The following is a 17,294-nucleotide window of genomic DNA, read 5'->3' as shown; positions in this document are numbered from 1 at the left end:
GATGCCACCCCATCCGGTCCCGGCGACGCGGCGGGGGCATTCCCCGGCCGAAGCTGAAGAGCCCGCAAGGCCACGCCGCCGCAGTGGACCGGATGGGGGACACCGTTTGAGGGAATCGAACCCAGCAGACTCGAAGTCTGAGCCACCAAAGGCACGATCGAGCCGACACGGGGAACGCGATCCGGAGATTCCGGTGCGCCCCTTGCTCTCTCGCAGGGAATACGGTACTCGAGCGGTGGTACGGCGGCGAGTGAATTTCGGTGGGGCCGGTGCGTCAGCCCTTGGCGAGGTTGATGTTGCGCATGGTCACCAGCGCCGTCGCGCACAGTTGCTCCGATTCGCCGTCGGCGGTGAAAACATCCGCAGCGGCGACGCTGATCGTGGTGCTCGACCGGACCACCCGGCCCCGCGCGATCACCTTCTCGCCCTTGGCTGGGGCGAGGATCTTCACCGTGTAGTCGATCGTCATGTTCACCCAGCCCGGCGGCAACAGGGTGCCCGCGGCCGACCCGCCGGCGAAATCGGCGAGCATGCCGATCACCCCGCCCTGGAAGTATCCGTTGTGTTCGGTGAGCTCGGGGCGGTAGGGCTGGATGATCTCTGCCGTGCCCGCGCCCACCTCGCCGAAGGTGAAGCCGAGGGTTCGCGCTGCCGGCATGGTCGAGACGGCGGCCTTCACGAGTTCGGCGAAGTCGGGGTTCGGTGGCGTGACCGGGTCGCACGGTGAGGTTGTCATGGATATCTCTCTCGTCGTTGGCGGAGGCCCGCCCATGTCGCGAGAGGGCGTCCGCAGTACCTCCAGCGTACGTGAAGTTGACGCCAACTTCAGTAACTACTTCCAGCGCTGGTTGCGGGTTCCTTCGAGGGCTTGTTCGGTGAGCTGATGCAAGGTGGGGCTGTGCGAGTCGTCGCGTTCGAGCCAGCGCAGGAAGGCGAATTCGGCGGCTGCGAGCAGGGTGTGGACGAGTAGGCCGGGCCTGATGTCGTCGTCGGGGTGCGCGCCCATCCGCTCGCCGATCAGTTTCGTCAGCTGTGCGCGCTCGAACGGGCCGACCACCGCGACGCGGTCGAGGAGGTGCGGTGTGGCCCGGATCGCGGCACGCCAATGGTCGAGTGCCTGTTCGTCGGAGACAAAAGCCCGGCTCCACCCCAGGCTCGCCTGGCACAGCGCTTCTTCGGGCGACTCACTGTCCGGCCGTCCTTGCAGGTTCTCGACGATCGCCGCCCCCGCTCGCCGGAGAGTGCCGAGCAGAAGGTCTTCCTTGCTGGCCACATACCGGAAGTAGGTGCTGTGCCCGATCCCCGCGGCCGCCGCGATCTCCTCGGTGGTCACCGCGTCGAAGCCGCGCTCGGCGAACAGCCGCAATGCCGCCCGTTGAATGTCTTGGCGCACCAGTGCCTTCTGCCGGTCGCGCAGTGATTCAGCCACGGGTCGCTCCGAGGTCCGGATGGGCGCGGCCCGCGACGACGGGGAGGTCCAGGCTGGACTTGATTCCCGGCGCGGCGGCGCACACGTACGGGATCGAGTTGACGCAGTGGTTCGCGGTAGCGACGATGCCCGGATTGCGTTTCAGGCCTTCCGCGATGGTCGCCGGCTGCCAGCCGCGGATGGTCACAAAGGTGTCGGGATCGCCCTTGATCTCGATCTCGTAGCGTTCCCCCTCGGGCCCGAACTCCCAGGCCGGCTCCAGGTTCTGCTCGCCCATCAACCAGTTGACCGCAATCCGGACGACGGGCCGATCGCCGATCATCGCATCCCACGTGAAGCGCTGGGCCGCAACCTGCCCCGGCTCGATGATCCCCATCGGCGACTCGATCGGAGCGGTGGCCACCGCGACGTCGTGGGAAGTGCGGATGGGTGCTTCGGCGAATCCCAGGGTTTCCAAGCACATCTGGACCGACTGGGTGAACCCGCCGGTCAGCAACCCGAGCATCGGGGATTTGCGCGCGTGCTCAGGGGTTGCGCCGAAACCCATCACCGAGCGCAGCACGTCGGGCGCGTCGTAGGTGCGCATATCGGAGAACTCCTCGGCCCGCACGAAGGTCACCTTCGACGACATGGCCGAGAGCACCAGCGGATGCAGGTCGGTGGTCCCGCCGGGATTGATGCCGATCCCGTGCAAGGTGACGCCGCCGTCGCCGCACGCCTGCGCCAGTTCGGTGTCGCGTGCGCCCGGATAGAACCAGCCGACCGGGGTCACCACATTCTTGCCTGATCGCAGAATTCGCGCGACCTCGCGAGCATTCGGAATCAGCGGGGCATACACCACGGCATCGGCGTCGATCGCGAGGATCTCCTCCACGTCATCGGTAGCGGTGATTCCGAGCTGCCCTGTGCCGAGGATGTCGCCGACATCCTGACCCCGCTTTGCCTCGGAATGCACATAACAACCGACCAACTCCAACTCGGGATGGGCCAGCACCGCCTCGATTGCCGCCTTGCCGACCCCGCCGGTCGCCCACTGGATAACGCGCAGCATGGGACCTCCTATGGAGATAGTCTCTTGATGCGAGAGACACTCTCACATGAGGGCATGCATAGCAATGCCTCATGGCGGGTCACCGCTCGTCGGCGATCCCCGCAAGCAGCTCGGGTGCCGTGGCACGGATCTTGGCCAGTTGGCGAGCTGTCCGCTCCGAGTTCATGGCTGCCAGCACCGGGATGGCCGGCCGCAGGATCGAGGCCGCATCCTCGTGCTTGCCCAGGCGCCAGCGGATGAGGCCGGTCTCCGCAGCCGCGAGCGCGTGCACGCGGGAGTGTGTGGCCGGGTTCCAGATATCGCAGGTCAGGCGGTAGTGCTGTTCGGCGGCAGCGAGTTCCCCCATCGCTTCGAACGACTTCGCCGCCTGGTGCACGGTGATCGCCTGGTTCGGCGTCCAGGTGGCGATCCAGCGCGGCATGGCGTCACGCACTTCGGGGGTGATAGTCCACGGCCGAGGCTTCAGCCAAAGCTTGCGACGACCAGCCGATAACCCGCATCGAACTGCTGACGGTCGAGCAGATCACGGTGGCGGTCGGCCCAGACTCCGCTGTCGAGGTCTGCCTGCAACTGCCGCAATCCCGGCGCCAGCTCGCTGTGCGGTGTGAGCGCCAGCATCGACATCCCGGCCTGAACCTCCGGCTGGAGATAAGCGTGTGGCCGCCGCCAATACGCCGCGCCGAAGCCATCGGTGCAGTCGGCGGGTACCAGCACCGGATGGACCTCGACAGTTCCCGGCAGCAGCTCGATCAGTTGCTCCAGGGGGACAGCGAGCCGCGCGTCGGTAGCGGCTGCCGCGGGTAGGTAGTCGCGCAGCAACCAGAACGTGCGCATCACCCGGTGGTCCCAGGTCAGGATCGCGATACGACGACGCGCGATGCGTCCGAGTTCGGCGATGCCCTGCTCGAGGCCGGTCCAGTGGTGCACCGTCAGCACGGCCAGCGCGGCGTCGACGGCATCGGTGCGCAGCGGCAGATGCTCGGCCAACGCGCGCACCGCGGGCGCGGCGCGGCGCGGCCGTTGGGCGATCATCACCGAGCTCGGCTCCACGGCGACCACCGTCTGTGGCGGTTCGTAGGCGCCGGTGCCTGCACCGAGATTCGCCACCGAGGAGGTGCCCGATAGCGCTCGAAGGATCAAGACCTCAATCCTCGAATCCGGTTGTCGAGTATGCGAATAGGTCGTGCCGGTCGTGTCGTACAGCATCCGCGTCCCCTCCCTCGACGCTATCTTCCCACCCTTTCGTGCGATGCACGTCGTTCATGGGTGCGGTGTTCGCCGTTTGCGGCGGTCCGGGCGAGCGCCGGGTCTCGGGGCGGCAGCGCTGCGCACGGAGTCGGCCGGCGACGTCATCGGCGAACCGAGTGCCGCAGCTTCGCGATCGATGCGCCGATACACGATGCGCTGCTGGGCGAAGGTCCAGGCGTTGTTGGTGACGAAGTACAGCAACACGGCGACCGGGAGAAATACCCCGCCGAGCAAGGCGGCGGCGGGGAACACCCACAGCGACAGCGTGCGCATGAAGGGCAGGCCGGCCGATTCCTGACGGGCCAGGGCGGTGCGTGCGGTGAAGTGGGTGGCTGCGGCCGCGACCAGTGTGAGGGTGATGGCGACAATGGCCGTCGCCGGGGTCGGGTGGCCGGTCAGCGTGGACGACAGTGGGGCGCCGAAGAGGTCGGCGTCCAGGAACGACCGCACGTCAGCGGCGTCGAACGCGTAGTTCGCGGTGGCCGCGTTCTGCTCGGCCGACATCGGCGCCGGTGTCGCCGTGAACGGCAGATGGGTTGCGGCGGTGGTGCGGTCGAAGGAGCGCAGCACATGGAACAGTCCGAGGAAGACGAAGGCCTGGCCGAGCAGAGGCAGGCAGCCGGCGAACGGGCTGACGCCGTGCTCGCGGTAAAGCTTCTGAGTCTCGGTGGCCTGACGCTGCCGATCATCCGGGTACTTCTTGCGGATCGCCTCGAGCTGGGGCTGCAGGCGACGGATGGCGGCTTGGCTGCGGGCTTGTTTGAGGAAGACTGGAAACAGCGCCGCACGCAACGTCATCACGAGCAGGATGACGGCGCCGATCCAGGCGAGCGAACCGGAACCGACGACGGCGGCGGCCGCGGTGTGCCACAACGACAGTGCGGCGGAAACGGGATAGTAGACAAAATCGAGCATGCCGGAGGCACCCCTGACTGAGTGGTGCGCGCATCGAGCGCGCGGACGGGTCGGGTCAGCGTGAAACGCCGACATCGGTCCGCACGCGGATCGACGTCAGGCGTGCCCGAATCCCGGAGCTCGGGGTCGCGGACGCCCTGCGGTGTCCGGATTGCTCTGGCGCAGATAAGAACCACGGCGCCTGCGTTGCGCGCCCTGCGGCGGTCCGGCGGTACCGACGGGCACCCGGACCAGGCGCATCGACGGCGCCGCCACCAGCGCGACCGCCAGCACGACGGCCACGGCGCCGAAGAGCGCGGCCGGTTCACCGGCAGGGGCGGTGAGAAGCACGAGCGCGGGCAGCAGGGCGGTCAGCACCGCACCCACCGTCAGCTGCGCCCTCGTGAACATGCCTCGACGATACCGGAGGGGCGAGCCGACCCCACGCTGCTTCAGCCACACCCGGACGCAGCGGCGCGCGGATCCATTCACTGCGCCGACGGCCGGGTCAACGATCGGCGCGGGCGGGCGTATCCGGGCGCGCTCCGCCGACACCGGCGAATCCGCCGCTACCCGGTGCGGCGACGACCGCTCCCTCGGCGCAGACGATCCACTGCCCGCACACGCAGCGCAGATAGCGGACGGTGCCGTGGGTGGACACGGCGGTGGGGGTCGGCCAGGAGCAGGAGGGGCAGGTAGCGGGCATGTACCAAGCCTGATGTAATGGTCTAGTGCATTTCAACCCTTACGGTGGTGCCGCCGCTCAACTCGCCGTCCGGTTGGTCAACGCGGCGCCCGAGCGCAGCCTGTTCGAATTGCTCGACGAAGCCGACTACAAACCGCTCACGCCGCTCAGCGAAGGGCAGATCGCCGAACTGCGTCGCTGGATCGCCCGGCTCGACGAGGTCTTCACCGCGCCGTCGGTGGACTTGCTCAACGATCTGCTCGCCGAAACCACCAGCCAGCCCTACATTTCGACCCATGACGGCCGCGCACCGCATCTGCACTACTCCCGCATCGATGCGCCGGTGCACGAGCGGGTCAAGGCCTACACGGCCGCCGGGCTCGCGGAGCTGTTCTGCGAGGACCCCGGCCGGATCGGCCGCTGCGCACGTCCCGGCTGCGCCACCGTCTATGTCGACACCTCCCGCAACGGCCGGCGCCGGTTCTGCTCGACTCGCTGTTCGAACCGCGTGCACGTCGCCGACCATCGCAGCCGCCGCTCGGCCTGACGGCGCTACTCACCCGCCAGCCGCCGATAGGTGACGTTCCACAACCATTCGACCGGGCCGCGGTCGAACCTCCGCAGCCACAGGTGCGCGAAGCAGACGATGACGAGCGCGACGACCAGATACACCGCCACCGTGAACGGCACCCGGGCATCGGGGGAGAAGCGGGCGGCCAGCCCGAAACCCCAGCCGTAGCAGATGATCGAGGCCACCAGGTTTTGCAGGATGTAGCAGCTCAACGCGGTGCGGCCGACCTCGCTGAGCCGGGTGCCGACGAACCCGGTGCGCGGGCGATGCAGATAGAAGTGCGCGACCAGCGCGAGGATGCCGAGTGAGACGAACGGCGCGATGCCGTAGCGGGTGATCAGCACGACGTCACCGCCGACGAACACCCCGAGCAGCAGATCGGCCGGCGCGGCGACACCGAACCCGAGGATCATCAGCCGCTTGCGCAGCCGCGCACCTTCCGGCGCGAACACCCCGGCCCGATACAGCCGCGCTCCGAGCAGGAACAGCGCGATCGACATCGGGAAGATGAAGATCGTCTCCAACCGGAACCCGAGCGCGTTCTCCATCCGGAACAGCACCAGATCCCAGAACGAGCCGTCGGCATACGGATTGGGATTCAAGGGCTCGGAGTCCGAGACCGAGCCGCCGCCGTCGGCGGTCATCGCCACCGCCAGCAACGTCAGCATGCTGACGTGGATGCTCGCCTGCACGATCAGCCAGCGCCGCTGCGCGCGCTCGGAGGTGGCCAGCAGGTAGGCGACCACCAGGCCGGTGAGCGCGTAGCCCATCAGCACATCGAACTCCGCGATGAGCAGGAAGTTCAGCAGGCCGTCCAGCAACAGCAGGCCGGCCCGGATCGGATATCTGCCCGGCCAGCGCCGGCGCGCCCGTTGCGCGGACGACTGCTGGATTGCCAGCCCGATCCCGAACATGATTGTCAACAGGCCCAGGTACTTGCCCTGCGCGAACTGTTGCAGGACCCGTTCGGCCCAGCCCCACCCGTCCTCGACCGGTGCGCCCAGCCGATTGATGTAGCCGATGATCCCCTCGGGATCGGTGAGGATCCAGATATTGGTGCCGAGGGTGCCAAGGATCGCGATCCCGCGCAGCACGTCGAGAGCGACCACCCGCGACGGCCGGGCGGCCGGCGTCGCGGAGGTGGTCGTGGTCAGCGATTCGGTCATGTTCCGACTATCGCGCCCGCGGGTGTGCCCGCGGGTCCTCCGGAAGTACCACGACCGGTATGACATCCGGACAGTCGGTCGCGTCGCCTACGCTCGTGCACATGCAGCGCATCATCGGAATCGAGGTCGAATACGGCATCTCGACCCCCACGGAGCCGTCGGCCAACCCGATCCTCACCTCCACCCAGGCGGTGCTGGCCTACGCCGCCGCCGAAGGCGTGCCGCGGGCCAAGCGAACCCGATGGGACTACGAGGTGGAGTCCCCGCTGCGCGACGCGCGCGGATTCGACCTGAGCCGGATGAACGGCCCCGCCCCGGTGATCGACGCCGACGAGGTGGGCGCGGCGAACATGATCCTCACCAACGGCGCGCGCCTCTACGTCGACCACGCACACCCGGAGTACTCCGCGCCCGAGGTCACCGACCCGCTGGACGCGGTGATCTGGGACAAGGCCGGCGAACGCGTCATGGAGGCCGCGGCCCGGCACGCGTCGAGCGTGCCCGGCGCGCCGCGGTTGCAGCTGTACAAGAACAACGTCGACGGCAAGGGCGCCTCCTACGGCACCCACGAAAACTACCTGATGAACCGGGACACCCCGTTCAACTCGATCATCGTCGGGCTCACCCCGTTCTTCGTGTCCCGGCAGGTGATCTGCGGCTCCGGCCGCGTCGGCATCGGCCAGTCCGGTGATCACGCCGGGTTCCAGCTGTCGCAGCGCTCGGACTACATCGAGGTCGAGGTCGGCCTGGAGACCACGCTCAAGCGCGGCATCATCAACACCCGCGACGAGCCGCACGCCGACGCCGACAAGTACCGCAGGCTGCACGTCATCATCGGCGACGCCAACCTGGCCGAGATGTCGACCTACCTCAAGGTCGGAACCACCGCGCTGGTGCTGGACCTGATCGAATCCGGCGAGGATCTGTCGGATATGCAGCTGGCCCGCCCGGTCACCGCCGTGCACACCATCAGCCACGACCCCACCCTGCGCGCCACCGTCGCCCTGGCCGACGGCCGCGAACTCACCGGCCTGGCGTTGCAGCGGCTCTACCACGAGCGCGTGGCCAAGTTCGTCGACCGCGAAGGCAACGACGACCCGCGCGTGCGCGACATTCTGGACAACTGGGCGATGGTGCTCGACCTGCTCGAACGCGACCCCATGGAATGCGCGAACCTGCTCGACTGGCCGGCCAAACTGCGCCTGCTCGAAGGTATGCGCAGCCGTGAGGGCCTGAATTGGGGCGCGCCGAAGCTGCATCTGATGGACCTGCAGTACTCCGACGTGCGGCTGGACAAGGGCCTCTACAACCGCCTGGTGGCGCGCGGGTCGATGAAGCGCCTGGTCAGCGAGCAGCAGGTGCTGGACGCGATGACCAACCCGCCCACCGACACCCGCGCCTACTTCCGCGGCGAGTGCTTGCGCCGCTTCGGCGCCGATATCGCGGCCGCGAGCTGGGATTCGGTGATCTTCGACCTGGGCGGTGACTCCCTGGTGCGCATCCCGACCCTGGAACCGCGTCGCGGCACCAAGGCCCACGTCGGCAAGCTGCTCGACGGTGTCGACACCGCTGCCGACCTGGTCGAACAGCTCACCACCTAGCCCTGTCACCGGACCCGTCGCGCCCGTGCGCGCGACGGTGACCGGTCACGACACCGACCGAATCCGCCATCGTGTCGGTGTGGCTGGGTAGTGTTGAAGGACGAGCACGCACATTGCGCACGACCGGGCCGGTGCTCACCCAGGGTCCGGGCGTGGTGAAACAACAGGAGGTCGGCTGCCATGGCACAAGAGCAGACCAAACGCGCCGGGGGCGGCGACGAGGACGAGGGCCCGGAGGGCGTCGACGCCGCCGGTCAGGAGCGGCGCGAGAAGCTGGCGGAGGACACCGACGACCTGCTCGACGAGATCGATGATGTGCTCGAGGAGAACGCCGAGGACTTCGTCCGCGCCTACGTGCAGAAAGGCGGCCAGTGACCTCAGGTGACCCGCTGCGTCTCCACCCGGGGCACGCCCTGTCGTCCTTCTCCGAACATCTGCGCATGCACGCACCCGATCTGTTGCCGGGCAACGGATTCGGTGCGATGAACGCCGCCGCCGGGATTCCCGGCGGCGGTGCACGCGATATCGCCCCGCACGGCACCACCATCGTCGCGGTCAGTTTCCGCGGCGGCGTGCTCATCGCGGGCGATCGGCGCGCCACCCAGGGCAACCTGCTGGCCAGCCGCGATATGGAGAAGGTCTATATCACCGACACCTACTCGGCGGCCGGTATCGCGGGTACCGCGGGCATGGCCGTGGAGATGGTGCGCCTGTTCGCGGTGGAGCTCGAGCATTACGAAAAGATCGAAGGCGTCCCGCTGACCTTCGACGGCAAGGCCAACAAGCTGTCGAAGATGGTGCGCGACAACCTGCCCGCGGCCCTGCAGGGCCTGGCGGTGGTTCCGGTGCTGGTCGGCTACGACCTCGAGGCCACCGACCCCGACAAGGTCGGCCGGATCATCTCCTACGACGTCGTCGGCGGGCAGAGCGAGGAGCGATTCGGTTACGCCGCAGTCGGTTCCGGCTCCCACTTCGCCAAGTCGTCGCTGAAGAAGCTGTACGCCAAGGGCATCGACGAGGACCGGGCGTTGCGGATCGCGGTGGAATCGCTGTTCGACGCCGCCGACGACGACACCGCGACCGGTGGCCCGGATCTGCTGCGCGGCATCTATCCCACCGCCATCGTCATCAACGACGACGGTGCGGTGGAGGTGAGCGACAGCAGGCTCGCCGAGATCGCCCGCGGCATCGTCGCCGACCGGGAGGCAGCGCAGGAGGCCCGATGAGCGACCTCCCGCACGACACAGCAAGGAGTGCCAGCGAATGACGCTGCCGTACTACGCGTCGGCCGAGCAGATCATGCGCGACAAGACCGAGCTCGCGCGCAAGGGCATCGCCCGGGGTCGCAGTGTCGTCGTGCTCGTCTACGACAAGGGCGTGGTGTTCGTCGCCGAGAATCCCTCGGCGACGCTGCACAAGGTGAGCGAGCTGTACGACCGGATCGGCTTCGCCGCCGTCGGTAAGTACAACGAGTTCGAGAACCTGCGTCGCGGCGGGATCCTGCAGGCCGATCTGCGCGGCTACCAATACGGTCGCCGCGACGTCACCGGCCGGGCCTTGGCCAATGCCTACGCCCAAGCCCTCGGGTCCATCTTCACCGACCAGCTCAAGCCCTACGAGGTGGAGATCTGCGTTGCCGAGGTGGCCTATCAGGAACAGGACAGCAACGCCGTGCTGTACCGGATCACCTTCGACGGTTCCATCGTCGACGAGCGCGAATACGTGGTCATGGGCGGCACCACCGAGCCCATCGTCACCGCGTTGAAGTCCTCCTATCGGCCGGGGCTCGACTTGGCGAGCGCGATCGGCGTCGCGGTCAAGGCGTTGCAGGCCGGCACCCCCGAGGGCGATAAGGACAAGCGCGTCCTCGGTGTGTCCTCGCTCGAGGTCGCTACCCTCGAGCAGGCGCGCCCCCGCCGGGCGTTCCGGCGGATCGGGCCCGCGGTTCTGGAACGGCTGCTCGATACCTCGGCCGCCGGCGCGGGCACCGAAGCCGAAGCCGAAGCCCAGGCGGAGGCCGCGGACGAGGACGGCACCACGGAGAAGTAGCAGTAGCTGATTCGGGTCGTATGCGGCGGACACCCCGCCGGATGCGACCCGAAGTCGGCTCAGGGTGCGGCCTCGCGGCCACAGCGGGGCGCCGATTGAGGGTGCCGAGAGACAGGGCCTTCGGGCGTGGTCGGGTTGCTGTGTGGCTGCCGCGCGTCCGCGTACCAAAAATCTGGCGTCCACAAGCCCTTATGGACGAACGATTGCCGCCCGAATCGTTGCCAACCCGTATACATATGGGTTCTCCGATCCCCGCGCGGGGGCTGTTCCTAGCTGTAATGTCGATAGTGTGCAGCGACGAATCATGGGGATCGAGACCGAGTTCGGTGTGACGTGCACCTTCCACGGACATCGCAGGCTCAGCCCCGACGAGGTGGCCCGGTATCTGTTCCGCCGGGTGGTGTCCTGGGGTCGCAGTTCCAACGTATTCCTCCGCAACGGCGCCCGGTTGTACCTCGACGTCGGCTCGCATCCGGAATACGCCACCGCCGAATGCGACAACCTGGCCCAGCTGGTCACCCATGACCGGGCCGGTGAGCGGGTGCTCGAGGAACTGCTCATCGATGCCGAACAGCGACTCGCCGAAGAAGGTATCGGCGGGGATATCTACCTGTTCAAGAACAACACCGACTCGGCGGGCAACTCCTACGGCTGCCATGAGAATTTCCTCGTGGTCCGCGCGGGCGAGTTCTCCCGGATCTCCGACGTGCTGCTGCCGTTCCTGGTGACCAGGCAGCTGATCTGCGGTGCGGGCAAGGTCTTGCAGACGCCGAAGGCGGCCACCTTCTGCCTGTCCCAGCGCGCCGAGCACATCTGGGAGGGCGTCTCCTCGGCGACCACCCGCTCGCGGCCGATCATCAACACCCGCGACGAGCCGCATGCCGATGCCGAGAAGTACCGCCGGCTGCATGTGATCGTGGGCGATTCGAACATGTCCGAGACCACCACGATGCTCAAGGTCGGCACGGCCTCGCTGGTGCTGGAGATGATCGAGGCGGGCGTGTCGTTCCGCGATTTCGCCCTGGACAACCCGATCCGCGCCATCCGCGAGGTCAGCCACGATCTCACCGGTCGTCGTCCGGTGCGGCTGGCCGGCGGGCGCCAGGCCAGCGCGCTCGAGATCCAGCGCGAGTACTACGCCCGCGCCGTCGAGCATCTGCGCAACCGCGATCGCGATCCGCAGGTCGATCAGGTGGTGGACCTGTGGGGCCGCACCCTCGACGCCGTCGAAGCGCAGGATTTCGCCAAGGTCGACACCGAGGTGGACTGGGTGATCAAGCGCAAGCTGTTCCAGCGCTACCAGGACCGCTACAACATGGAGCTGTCCGATCCGAAGATCGCCCAGCTGGACCTGGCCTATCACGACATCAAGCGCGGACGCGGTGTGTTCGACCTGCTCCAGCGCAAGGGTCTGGCCAAGCGGGTCACCGAGGACGACGCCGTCGACGCGGCGGTGGAAACCCCGCCGCAGACCACCCGGGCGAAACTGCGCGGCGATTTCATCACCGCAGCCCAGGAGGCCGGCCGCGATTTCACCGTCGACTGGGTGCACCTCAAGCTCAACGATCAGGCCCAGCGCACCGTGCTGTGCAAGGATCCGTTCCGCTCGGTCGACGAACGCGTCGACCGGCTGATCGCCTCGATGTAGCGGGCTCGCCGGCGGCGCTCAGTCGCCGGCGAGATGGCGTTCGACCGTCTCGACCTTCGAGGTCATCGCATCGGTGACGCCCGGCCGGATATCGGCCTTCAACACCAGGCTGCATCGCGGTGCGACCTGGAGAATGATGTCGCTGGCCTGCTTGACCACCGCCATCACCTCATCCCATTCGCCTTCGATCGTGGTGAACATGGCGTCGGTGCGGTTGGGCAGCCCGCTCGCGCGCACCACGCGCACGGCTTCGGCGACGGCCCGGCCCACATCGACGCCGTCGCCGAGCGGAGTGACGGAGAACGCGACGATCATGGCTGACTCCTCGGGAAGGACTCTTCGGCTGAACTCAGCCTGCCAAACCGGTTACCCGTGCGCCGCCGCAACACCACACCGCCGCGCGCATTACCCTGTTCGAGTGGCGATATCCAAGGTCGAGCGGCTGATGAATCTGGTCATCGCCCTGCTGTCGACCCGGCAGTTCCTCACCGCCGAGCGGATCCGGGACAGCGTCGCGGGCTATGAGGACTCCGCCAGCGACGAAGCCTTCAGCCGGATGTTCGAACGCGACAAGAACGAGCTGCGCGATCTGGGCATCCCGCTGGAAGTGGGTCCGGTCAGCAGGTTCTCCTCGGTGGAGGGCTACCGGATCAACCGCGACGCCTACGAACTCCCCGATATCGACCTGACCAGCGCCGAAGCCGCCGCCGTCGCCGTCGCGGTGCAGATGTGGGAATCGCCCGAACTCGCCGCCGCCGCCGAGGGCGCGCTGCTGAAGCTGCGGGCCGCGGGCATCCACGTGGAAACCGAGGCGGGGCTGGCCTCGGTTCCGGCGGTGCCGGCCCGCACCCGCGGCTCCGAACCCGTGCTCGGCAAACTGCTGGCCGCGATCGACGCCGGTCAGGCGGTGCGGTTCGAGCATCGCGGCGCCGTCAACGAGCCCTATCTGATGCGCGATGTGGAGCCGTGGGGTGTGGTGACCCACCACGGCCGCTGGTATCTGGTCGGCCACGACCGCGAACGCGACGCCACCCGCACCTTCCGGCTCTCGCGCATCGGCGAGGAGGTCACCGCGTACGGTCCGCGCAACGCGGTCCGCAAACCCGACGACGTGGACCTGCGCGAGATCGTCACCCGGGTGACCGGCAGCTACCCGGTCAGCGGCTCGGCCACGGTCTGGGTGGCCGAGGGCCGCGGTCGTGAACTGCGCCGGATCGGCGTCGAAGGCGGTACCCGCACCATCGGCGGCCGCAATGGCAGCGTCATCGAGGTTCCGGTCCGCTCGCGGGACTGGATCGCGCGGCTGATCACCGGACTCGGCCCCGACGCCGTCGTGCTCGCGCCTGCCGATCTGCGCGACGATGTGGTGGCGCGGTTGCGGTCGGTCTTCGACCGCACAGAGGTGACAGCATGAGCGGCCAGCGCCCGGAGGCGGCAGCGTGCGTCACCGCGCAGGGCGCCCGATCATGCCCGGAGGAGGCAGTATGAGCAGCCGGTTGTCGGTGCGGCTGTCGCGGCTGCTGAACATGGTGCCGTATCTGATGGCCCACCCCGGCATCAGCGCCGCCGAGGCCGCCGCCGACCTGGGCGTCACCACCAAACAGCTGATGAGCGATCTGAACCAGCTGTGGATGTGCGGGCTGCCCGGCTACGGGCCCGGCGATCTGATCGACCTGTCGTTCTCCGAGGAGAGCATCGACGTCACCTTCTCCGCGGGTATCGATCGGCCGCTGCGGCTGACCTCGACCGAGGCGACCGCGCTGCTGGTGGCGCTGCGTTCGATCGTGGACACACCGGGCATGGTCGATCCGAGCGCCGCCCATTCGGCGATCGCCAAGATCGAAGCCGCCATTTCCGGTGCGGCCCCCGAGACCACCGATGGGCCCCGACCGGTGGAGGCACCGGCCGTCGCGACCGTGCGTGCGGCGCTGGCGGCACGGCACGCACTGCGGCTGGTGTACTACTCGGCCAGCCGCGATGTCGTCTCCGAACGCATCGTCGACCCGGTCCGGATCGTGCTGGTCGACAACAACAGCTACCTGCAGGCCTGGTGCCGTCAGGCCGAAGGCGTGCGGCTGTTCCGCTTCGACCGGATCGAGGACGCCACCGAACTCGACGAACCGGCCCGCCCGCGCAGCGACGCCGCCGAGGCCGACGCCGCGCTCGACCTGTTCCAGGACGATCCGGCGCTGCCGCTGGCCCGGCTGCGGATCCGCGGCGATTACGGCTGGGTGCTCGACCAATACCCGATCCAGCGGCTGGCCGTGCACCCCGACGGCAGCCTCGAGGCGACCATGCGGTTCGCGACGCTGGACTGGATGGCGCGGCTGCTGCTCGGATTCGGTTCCGGTGTCACCGTGCTGGGGCCGCCGGAGCTGGTGGCCGCGGTGCGGGAGCGGTCGAACGCGGCGCTGGCCGCCTATGACGAAGTCGCCGAGGAACAGGCGGGACCGGCTTGACGAATCGGGTCCTGGTGCTCGGCGCCGGCAGTATCGGAACCTTCGTCGGCGGCAAGCTGGCGGCCGCGGGCGCGGAGGTGACCTTCGTCGGCCGGCGCCCGATCCTGGACCAGATCAGCACGGCGGGCCTGCGGCTGACCGATCTCGACGGCGGCTCGCAGCTGGTGGCTGCCGACCGCTTCGCCGTCGCGACCGAACCCGACGCCGCCGAATCGGCCGATCTCATGCTGATCACCGTGAAATCCGGCGCCACCGCGAGCGCGGCCCAGAGCTTGTCGGGTCGGCTGCGGCCGGGCACCGTGGTGCTCAGTTTGCAGAACGGCATCGGCAACGACGGCACGCTGCGCACCGTCCTGCCGGGCAGCGTGGTGCTGGCCGGCATGGTGATGTTCAACGTCGTCCAGCACGGTGGCGGTCATTTCCATCGCGGCACCGACGGCGTCGTCGCCGTGCACGACGATCCCGCGCTGGACCGCTTCGCCGAGGATTTCCGCCGTGCCGGACTCCCGCTGGACCGGCATGCCGACCTGTTGCCGGTGCAATGGGCCAAGCTGCTGCTCAACCTGAACAACCCGGTCAACGCGCTGTCCGGGCTGCCGCTGCGCGCGGAACTGGCCCAGCGCGACTACCGGCGCTGCCTCGCCCTGGCCCAGCGCGAGGCGCTCGCGGTGATGAACAGTGCGCGAATTCGCCCCGCCCGGCTGACGGCGCTGCCGCCCGCGGTGATGGCGCGGCTGCTCACCGTGCCGGATGCGATATTCGAGCGGGTCGCCGGGCGAGTGCTGGCCGTCGACCCGATGGCGCGCTCGTCCATGGCCGACGATCTCGCCGCCGGCCGGCGCACCGAAATCTCCTGGTTGTGCGGCGAAATCGTGAGCCTGGGCGCCATGGTCGGGCAGCCGACGCCGGTGAATCAGCGGCTCATCGAACTCGTCCTGGCCGCCGAACAGGGTGATCAGCGTCGCTGGAGCGGGCCGGAATTGCTGGGCCAGTTGCGTGAAGCCGCCGCTCAGAGCGTCGAGTGACGGGCACCGCGGCTGGTTGAACGCGCGGCCAACTGCGGCACACGGGCGGGTTCGGCCGGGCCGGGGTCCGGTAGCATCGGTGTATCACAGTCTTTGGAGGTAGAACATGGGCAGTCTGAGCATCTGGCACTGGCTGATCATCGCGGTCGTCTTCGTGATGTTCTTCGGCGCGAAACGGATGCCCGACGCGGCCCGCAGCCTCGGCCGATCGCTGCGGATCTTCAAGAGCGAGGTCAGCCAGATGCAGAACGAGGGCGGCAACACCAGCGCCTCGTCCACTGCGCCCGCGGCTCCCGCTCAGCAGCTGCCGTCCGGCCAGGCCGCGAACCCGGCGCCCGCCGACCAGCCGCGCAGCGAGTCGAAAACGCTCTGACCCGCGCGTCGACCGGAGCGAGTTCGCGCTCGCTCCGGCTAGTGTGCTGTTGGCGTCCGGCCATCGCTCGGCGTCGGCGGTGAGCGGTCCAGGCACGCGAGCACAAGGGCAACCACACACACCATGCGAATTCCGTTCGACCCCCGGCGCAGCAGGCGCAGGACCAACCCCGACGGCACCATGTCGTTGGTCGAGCATCTCCAGGAGCTGCGTACCCGGCTGCTGATCTCGATCGCCGCGGTCCTGGTCACCACGGTCCTCGGGTTCCTCTGGTATGCCCATTCCTTCCTCGGCATCGAAAGCCTCGGCGAGATCCTGCGCGGGCCCTACTGTGGCCTGCCCGCCGAGACACGGGCCTCGCTGACCCCGGACGGCGAATGCCGCCTGCTGGCCACCGCACCGTTCGAGCAGTTCATGCTCCGGTTGAAGGTGGGCATGACCGCGGGCATCGTGCTGGCCTGCCCCGTCTGGCTGTACCAGCTGTGGGCGTTCATCACCCCCGGCCTCTACGCCAAGGAACGCAAGTACGCGATCGGCTTCGTCGCCTCCGGGTCGGTGCTGTTCGTCACCGGCGCGGTGCTCGCCTACGTGATCATCGCGCACGCGTTGAGCTTCCTGCTCTCCATCGGCGACAACGTGCAGATCACCGCGCTGAGCGGTTCGGAATACTTCAGCTTCATCATCCAGTTGCTGGTGATCTTCGGCGTCAGCTTCGAGACACCGCTGCTGATCATCGGGCTCAACCTGATCGGTGTGCTCACCTACGCCCGGCTCAAGGCCTGGCGCCGCGGCATCATCTTCGGGCTGTTCGTCTTCGCCGCCATCGTCACCCCGCAGGACCCGTTCTCCATGCTGGCGCTGGCCCTGGCGCTGACGCTGCTGTTCGAGCTGGCCGTGCAGTTCGCCCGGATCAACGACGCGCGCCGGGCCCGGCGCGCGCGTGCTGAGGGCTGGGGCGAACTCGACGACGAGCAGGCCTCGACCCTGTCCGGGCCGGACCCGGTCGCGGCCGCCGATCCCATCACCCCCGCCGAGCCCGTCGCGTCGCCGGAGAAAACCAGCCGTCCCGTGTCGGACTACTCCGATACTCTCTGA

Annotated in this window: 21 protein-coding genes; 11 read left to right on the top strand and 10 right to left on the bottom strand. The window is 68.3% G+C overall.

Annotation, left to right across the window (positions count from 1 at the left end):
- Window positions 1–274: 274 nt before the first annotated feature.
- The 8 genes from NOCYR_RS16680 to NOCYR_RS16645 form a co-directional block, all read right to left on the bottom strand.
- Entirely contained in the window at window positions 275–736 is a 462-nt protein-coding gene (locus NOCYR_RS16680) for a PaaI family thioesterase (RefSeq protein WP_014351570.1), read from the bottom strand.
- Between the two features lie 96 nt (window positions 737–832).
- On the bottom strand, window positions 833–1,429 hold the full coding sequence (locus NOCYR_RS16675) for a TetR family transcriptional regulator (RefSeq protein ID WP_014351569.1): 597 nt from the start codon (window positions 1,427–1,429) through the stop codon (window positions 833–835).
- A complete protein-coding gene (locus NOCYR_RS16670) occupies window positions 1,422–2,480 on the bottom strand; it encodes a dihydrodipicolinate reductase (RefSeq protein WP_014351568.1) in 1,059 nt (352 codons plus the stop codon). The genes NOCYR_RS16675 and NOCYR_RS16670 overlap by 8 nt, the downstream gene beginning before the upstream one ends.
- A gap of 79 nt (window positions 2,481–2,559) precedes the next feature.
- Window positions 2,560–2,901 carry a hypothetical protein gene (locus tag NOCYR_RS16665; protein WP_048833450.1) on the bottom strand — a complete coding sequence of 114 codons (342 nt, stop codon included), beginning with the start codon at window positions 2,899–2,901 and terminating at the stop codon, window positions 2,560–2,562.
- A 41-nt stretch (window positions 2,902–2,942) separates the two neighbouring features.
- On the bottom strand, window positions 2,943–3,620 hold the full coding sequence (locus NOCYR_RS16660; RefSeq protein ID WP_231855942.1) for a class I SAM-dependent methyltransferase: 678 nt from the start codon (window positions 3,618–3,620) through the stop codon (window positions 2,943–2,945).
- Window positions 3,621–3,740: 120 nt separating this feature from the next.
- Window positions 3,741–4,643 carry a membrane protein insertase YidC gene (gene yidC / locus NOCYR_RS16655; RefSeq protein WP_014351565.1) on the bottom strand — a complete coding sequence of 301 codons (903 nt, stop codon included), beginning with the start codon at window positions 4,641–4,643 and terminating at the stop codon, window positions 3,741–3,743.
- Window positions 4,644–4,739: 96 nt separating this feature from the next.
- Window positions 4,740–5,033 carry a DUF6412 domain-containing protein gene (locus NOCYR_RS16650; RefSeq protein WP_014351564.1) on the bottom strand — a complete coding sequence of 98 codons (294 nt, stop codon included), beginning with the start codon at window positions 5,031–5,033 and terminating at the stop codon, window positions 4,740–4,742.
- A 97-nt stretch (window positions 5,034–5,130) separates the two neighbouring features.
- The gene (locus tag NOCYR_RS16645) at window positions 5,131–5,328 is read right to left on the bottom strand and encodes a hypothetical protein (protein WP_148280670.1); all 198 of its coding nucleotides are present in this window, start codon (window positions 5,326–5,328) and stop codon (window positions 5,131–5,133) included.
- Window positions 5,329–5,353: 25 nt separating this feature from the next.
- Between NOCYR_RS16645 and NOCYR_RS16640 the strand changes: the two genes are divergently transcribed.
- Entirely contained in the window at window positions 5,354–5,854 is a 501-nt protein-coding gene (locus tag NOCYR_RS16640; RefSeq protein WP_014351562.1) for a CGNR zinc finger domain-containing protein, read from the top strand.
- A 5-nt stretch (window positions 5,855–5,859) separates the two neighbouring features.
- Here NOCYR_RS16640 and NOCYR_RS16635 read toward each other — a convergent pair whose 3' ends face one another.
- Window positions 5,860–7,044: a DUF418 domain-containing protein gene (locus tag NOCYR_RS16635; protein ID WP_014351561.1), complete on the bottom strand. Its 1,185-nt coding sequence runs from the start codon at window positions 7,042–7,044 to the stop codon at window positions 5,860–5,862.
- A gap of 101 nt (window positions 7,045–7,145) precedes the next feature.
- Here NOCYR_RS16635 and dop point away from each other — a divergent pair, with 101 nt between their 5' ends.
- The 5 genes from dop (at window position 7,146) to pafA (ending at window position 12,342) form a co-directional block, all read left to right on the top strand.
- On the top strand, window positions 7,146–8,645 hold the full coding sequence (gene dop, locus NOCYR_RS16630) for a depupylase/deamidase Dop (RefSeq protein WP_014351560.1): 1,500 nt from the start codon (window positions 7,146–7,148) through the stop codon (window positions 8,643–8,645).
- A gap of 180 nt (window positions 8,646–8,825) precedes the next feature.
- Window positions 8,826–9,020 (top strand): ubiquitin-like protein Pup, encoded by a 195-nt coding sequence (locus NOCYR_RS16625; RefSeq protein WP_014351559.1) that lies wholly within the window; start codon window positions 8,826–8,828, stop codon window positions 9,018–9,020.
- Complete coding sequence (gene prcB, locus NOCYR_RS16620; RefSeq protein ID WP_014351558.1) at window positions 9,017–9,871, top strand: proteasome subunit beta; 855 nt, start codon at window positions 9,017–9,019, stop codon at window positions 9,869–9,871. The genes NOCYR_RS16625 and prcB overlap by 4 nt, the downstream gene beginning before the upstream one ends.
- A gap of 37 nt (window positions 9,872–9,908) precedes the next feature.
- Window positions 9,909–10,694, top strand: coding sequence for a proteasome subunit alpha (gene prcA, locus NOCYR_RS16615; RefSeq protein ID WP_014351557.1), 786 nt, complete (start codon window positions 9,909–9,911; stop codon window positions 10,692–10,694).
- Window positions 10,695–10,983: 289 nt separating this feature from the next.
- Window positions 10,984–12,342, top strand: coding sequence for a Pup--protein ligase (gene pafA / locus NOCYR_RS16610; protein ID WP_193364722.1), 1,359 nt, complete (start codon window positions 10,984–10,986; stop codon window positions 12,340–12,342).
- Between the two features lie 18 nt (window positions 12,343–12,360).
- Here pafA and NOCYR_RS16605 read toward each other — a convergent pair whose 3' ends face one another.
- Window positions 12,361–12,657, bottom strand: coding sequence for an MTH1187 family thiamine-binding protein (locus tag NOCYR_RS16605; protein ID WP_014351555.1), 297 nt, complete (start codon window positions 12,655–12,657; stop codon window positions 12,361–12,363).
- 103 nt (window positions 12,658–12,760) lie between these two features.
- Here NOCYR_RS16605 and NOCYR_RS16600 point away from each other — a divergent pair, with 103 nt between their 5' ends.
- From NOCYR_RS16600 to tatC, 5 genes are all read left to right on the top strand, one after another.
- Window positions 12,761–13,756 (top strand): helix-turn-helix transcriptional regulator, encoded by a 996-nt coding sequence (locus NOCYR_RS16600; protein WP_014351554.1) that lies wholly within the window; start codon window positions 12,761–12,763, stop codon window positions 13,754–13,756.
- Between the two features lie 70 nt (window positions 13,757–13,826).
- Window positions 13,827–14,801: a helix-turn-helix transcriptional regulator gene (locus NOCYR_RS16595; RefSeq protein ID WP_014351553.1), complete on the top strand. Its 975-nt coding sequence runs from the start codon at window positions 13,827–13,829 to the stop codon at window positions 14,799–14,801.
- Complete coding sequence (locus tag NOCYR_RS16590; protein WP_014351552.1) at window positions 14,798–15,826, top strand: 2-dehydropantoate 2-reductase; 1,029 nt, start codon at window positions 14,798–14,800, stop codon at window positions 15,824–15,826. The genes NOCYR_RS16595 and NOCYR_RS16590 overlap by 4 nt, the downstream gene beginning before the upstream one ends.
- A 106-nt stretch (window positions 15,827–15,932) precedes the next feature.
- Window positions 15,933–16,199: a Sec-independent protein translocase subunit TatA gene (gene tatA / locus NOCYR_RS16585; RefSeq protein ID WP_014351551.1), complete on the top strand. Its 267-nt coding sequence runs from the start codon at window positions 15,933–15,935 to the stop codon at window positions 16,197–16,199.
- 123 nt (window positions 16,200–16,322) lie between these two features.
- Window positions 16,323–17,294 carry a twin-arginine translocase subunit TatC gene (gene tatC / locus NOCYR_RS16580; protein ID WP_014351550.1) on the top strand — a complete coding sequence of 324 codons (972 nt, stop codon included), beginning with the start codon at window positions 16,323–16,325 and terminating at the stop codon, window positions 17,292–17,294.

The organism is Nocardia cyriacigeorgica GUH-2 (assembly GCF_000284035.1).
In the GTDB taxonomy this organism is placed as follows: domain Bacteria; phylum Actinomycetota; class Actinomycetes; order Mycobacteriales; family Mycobacteriaceae; genus Nocardia; species Nocardia cyriacigeorgica_B.
This window is presented reverse-complemented; position numbering and strand designations above follow the sequence as displayed.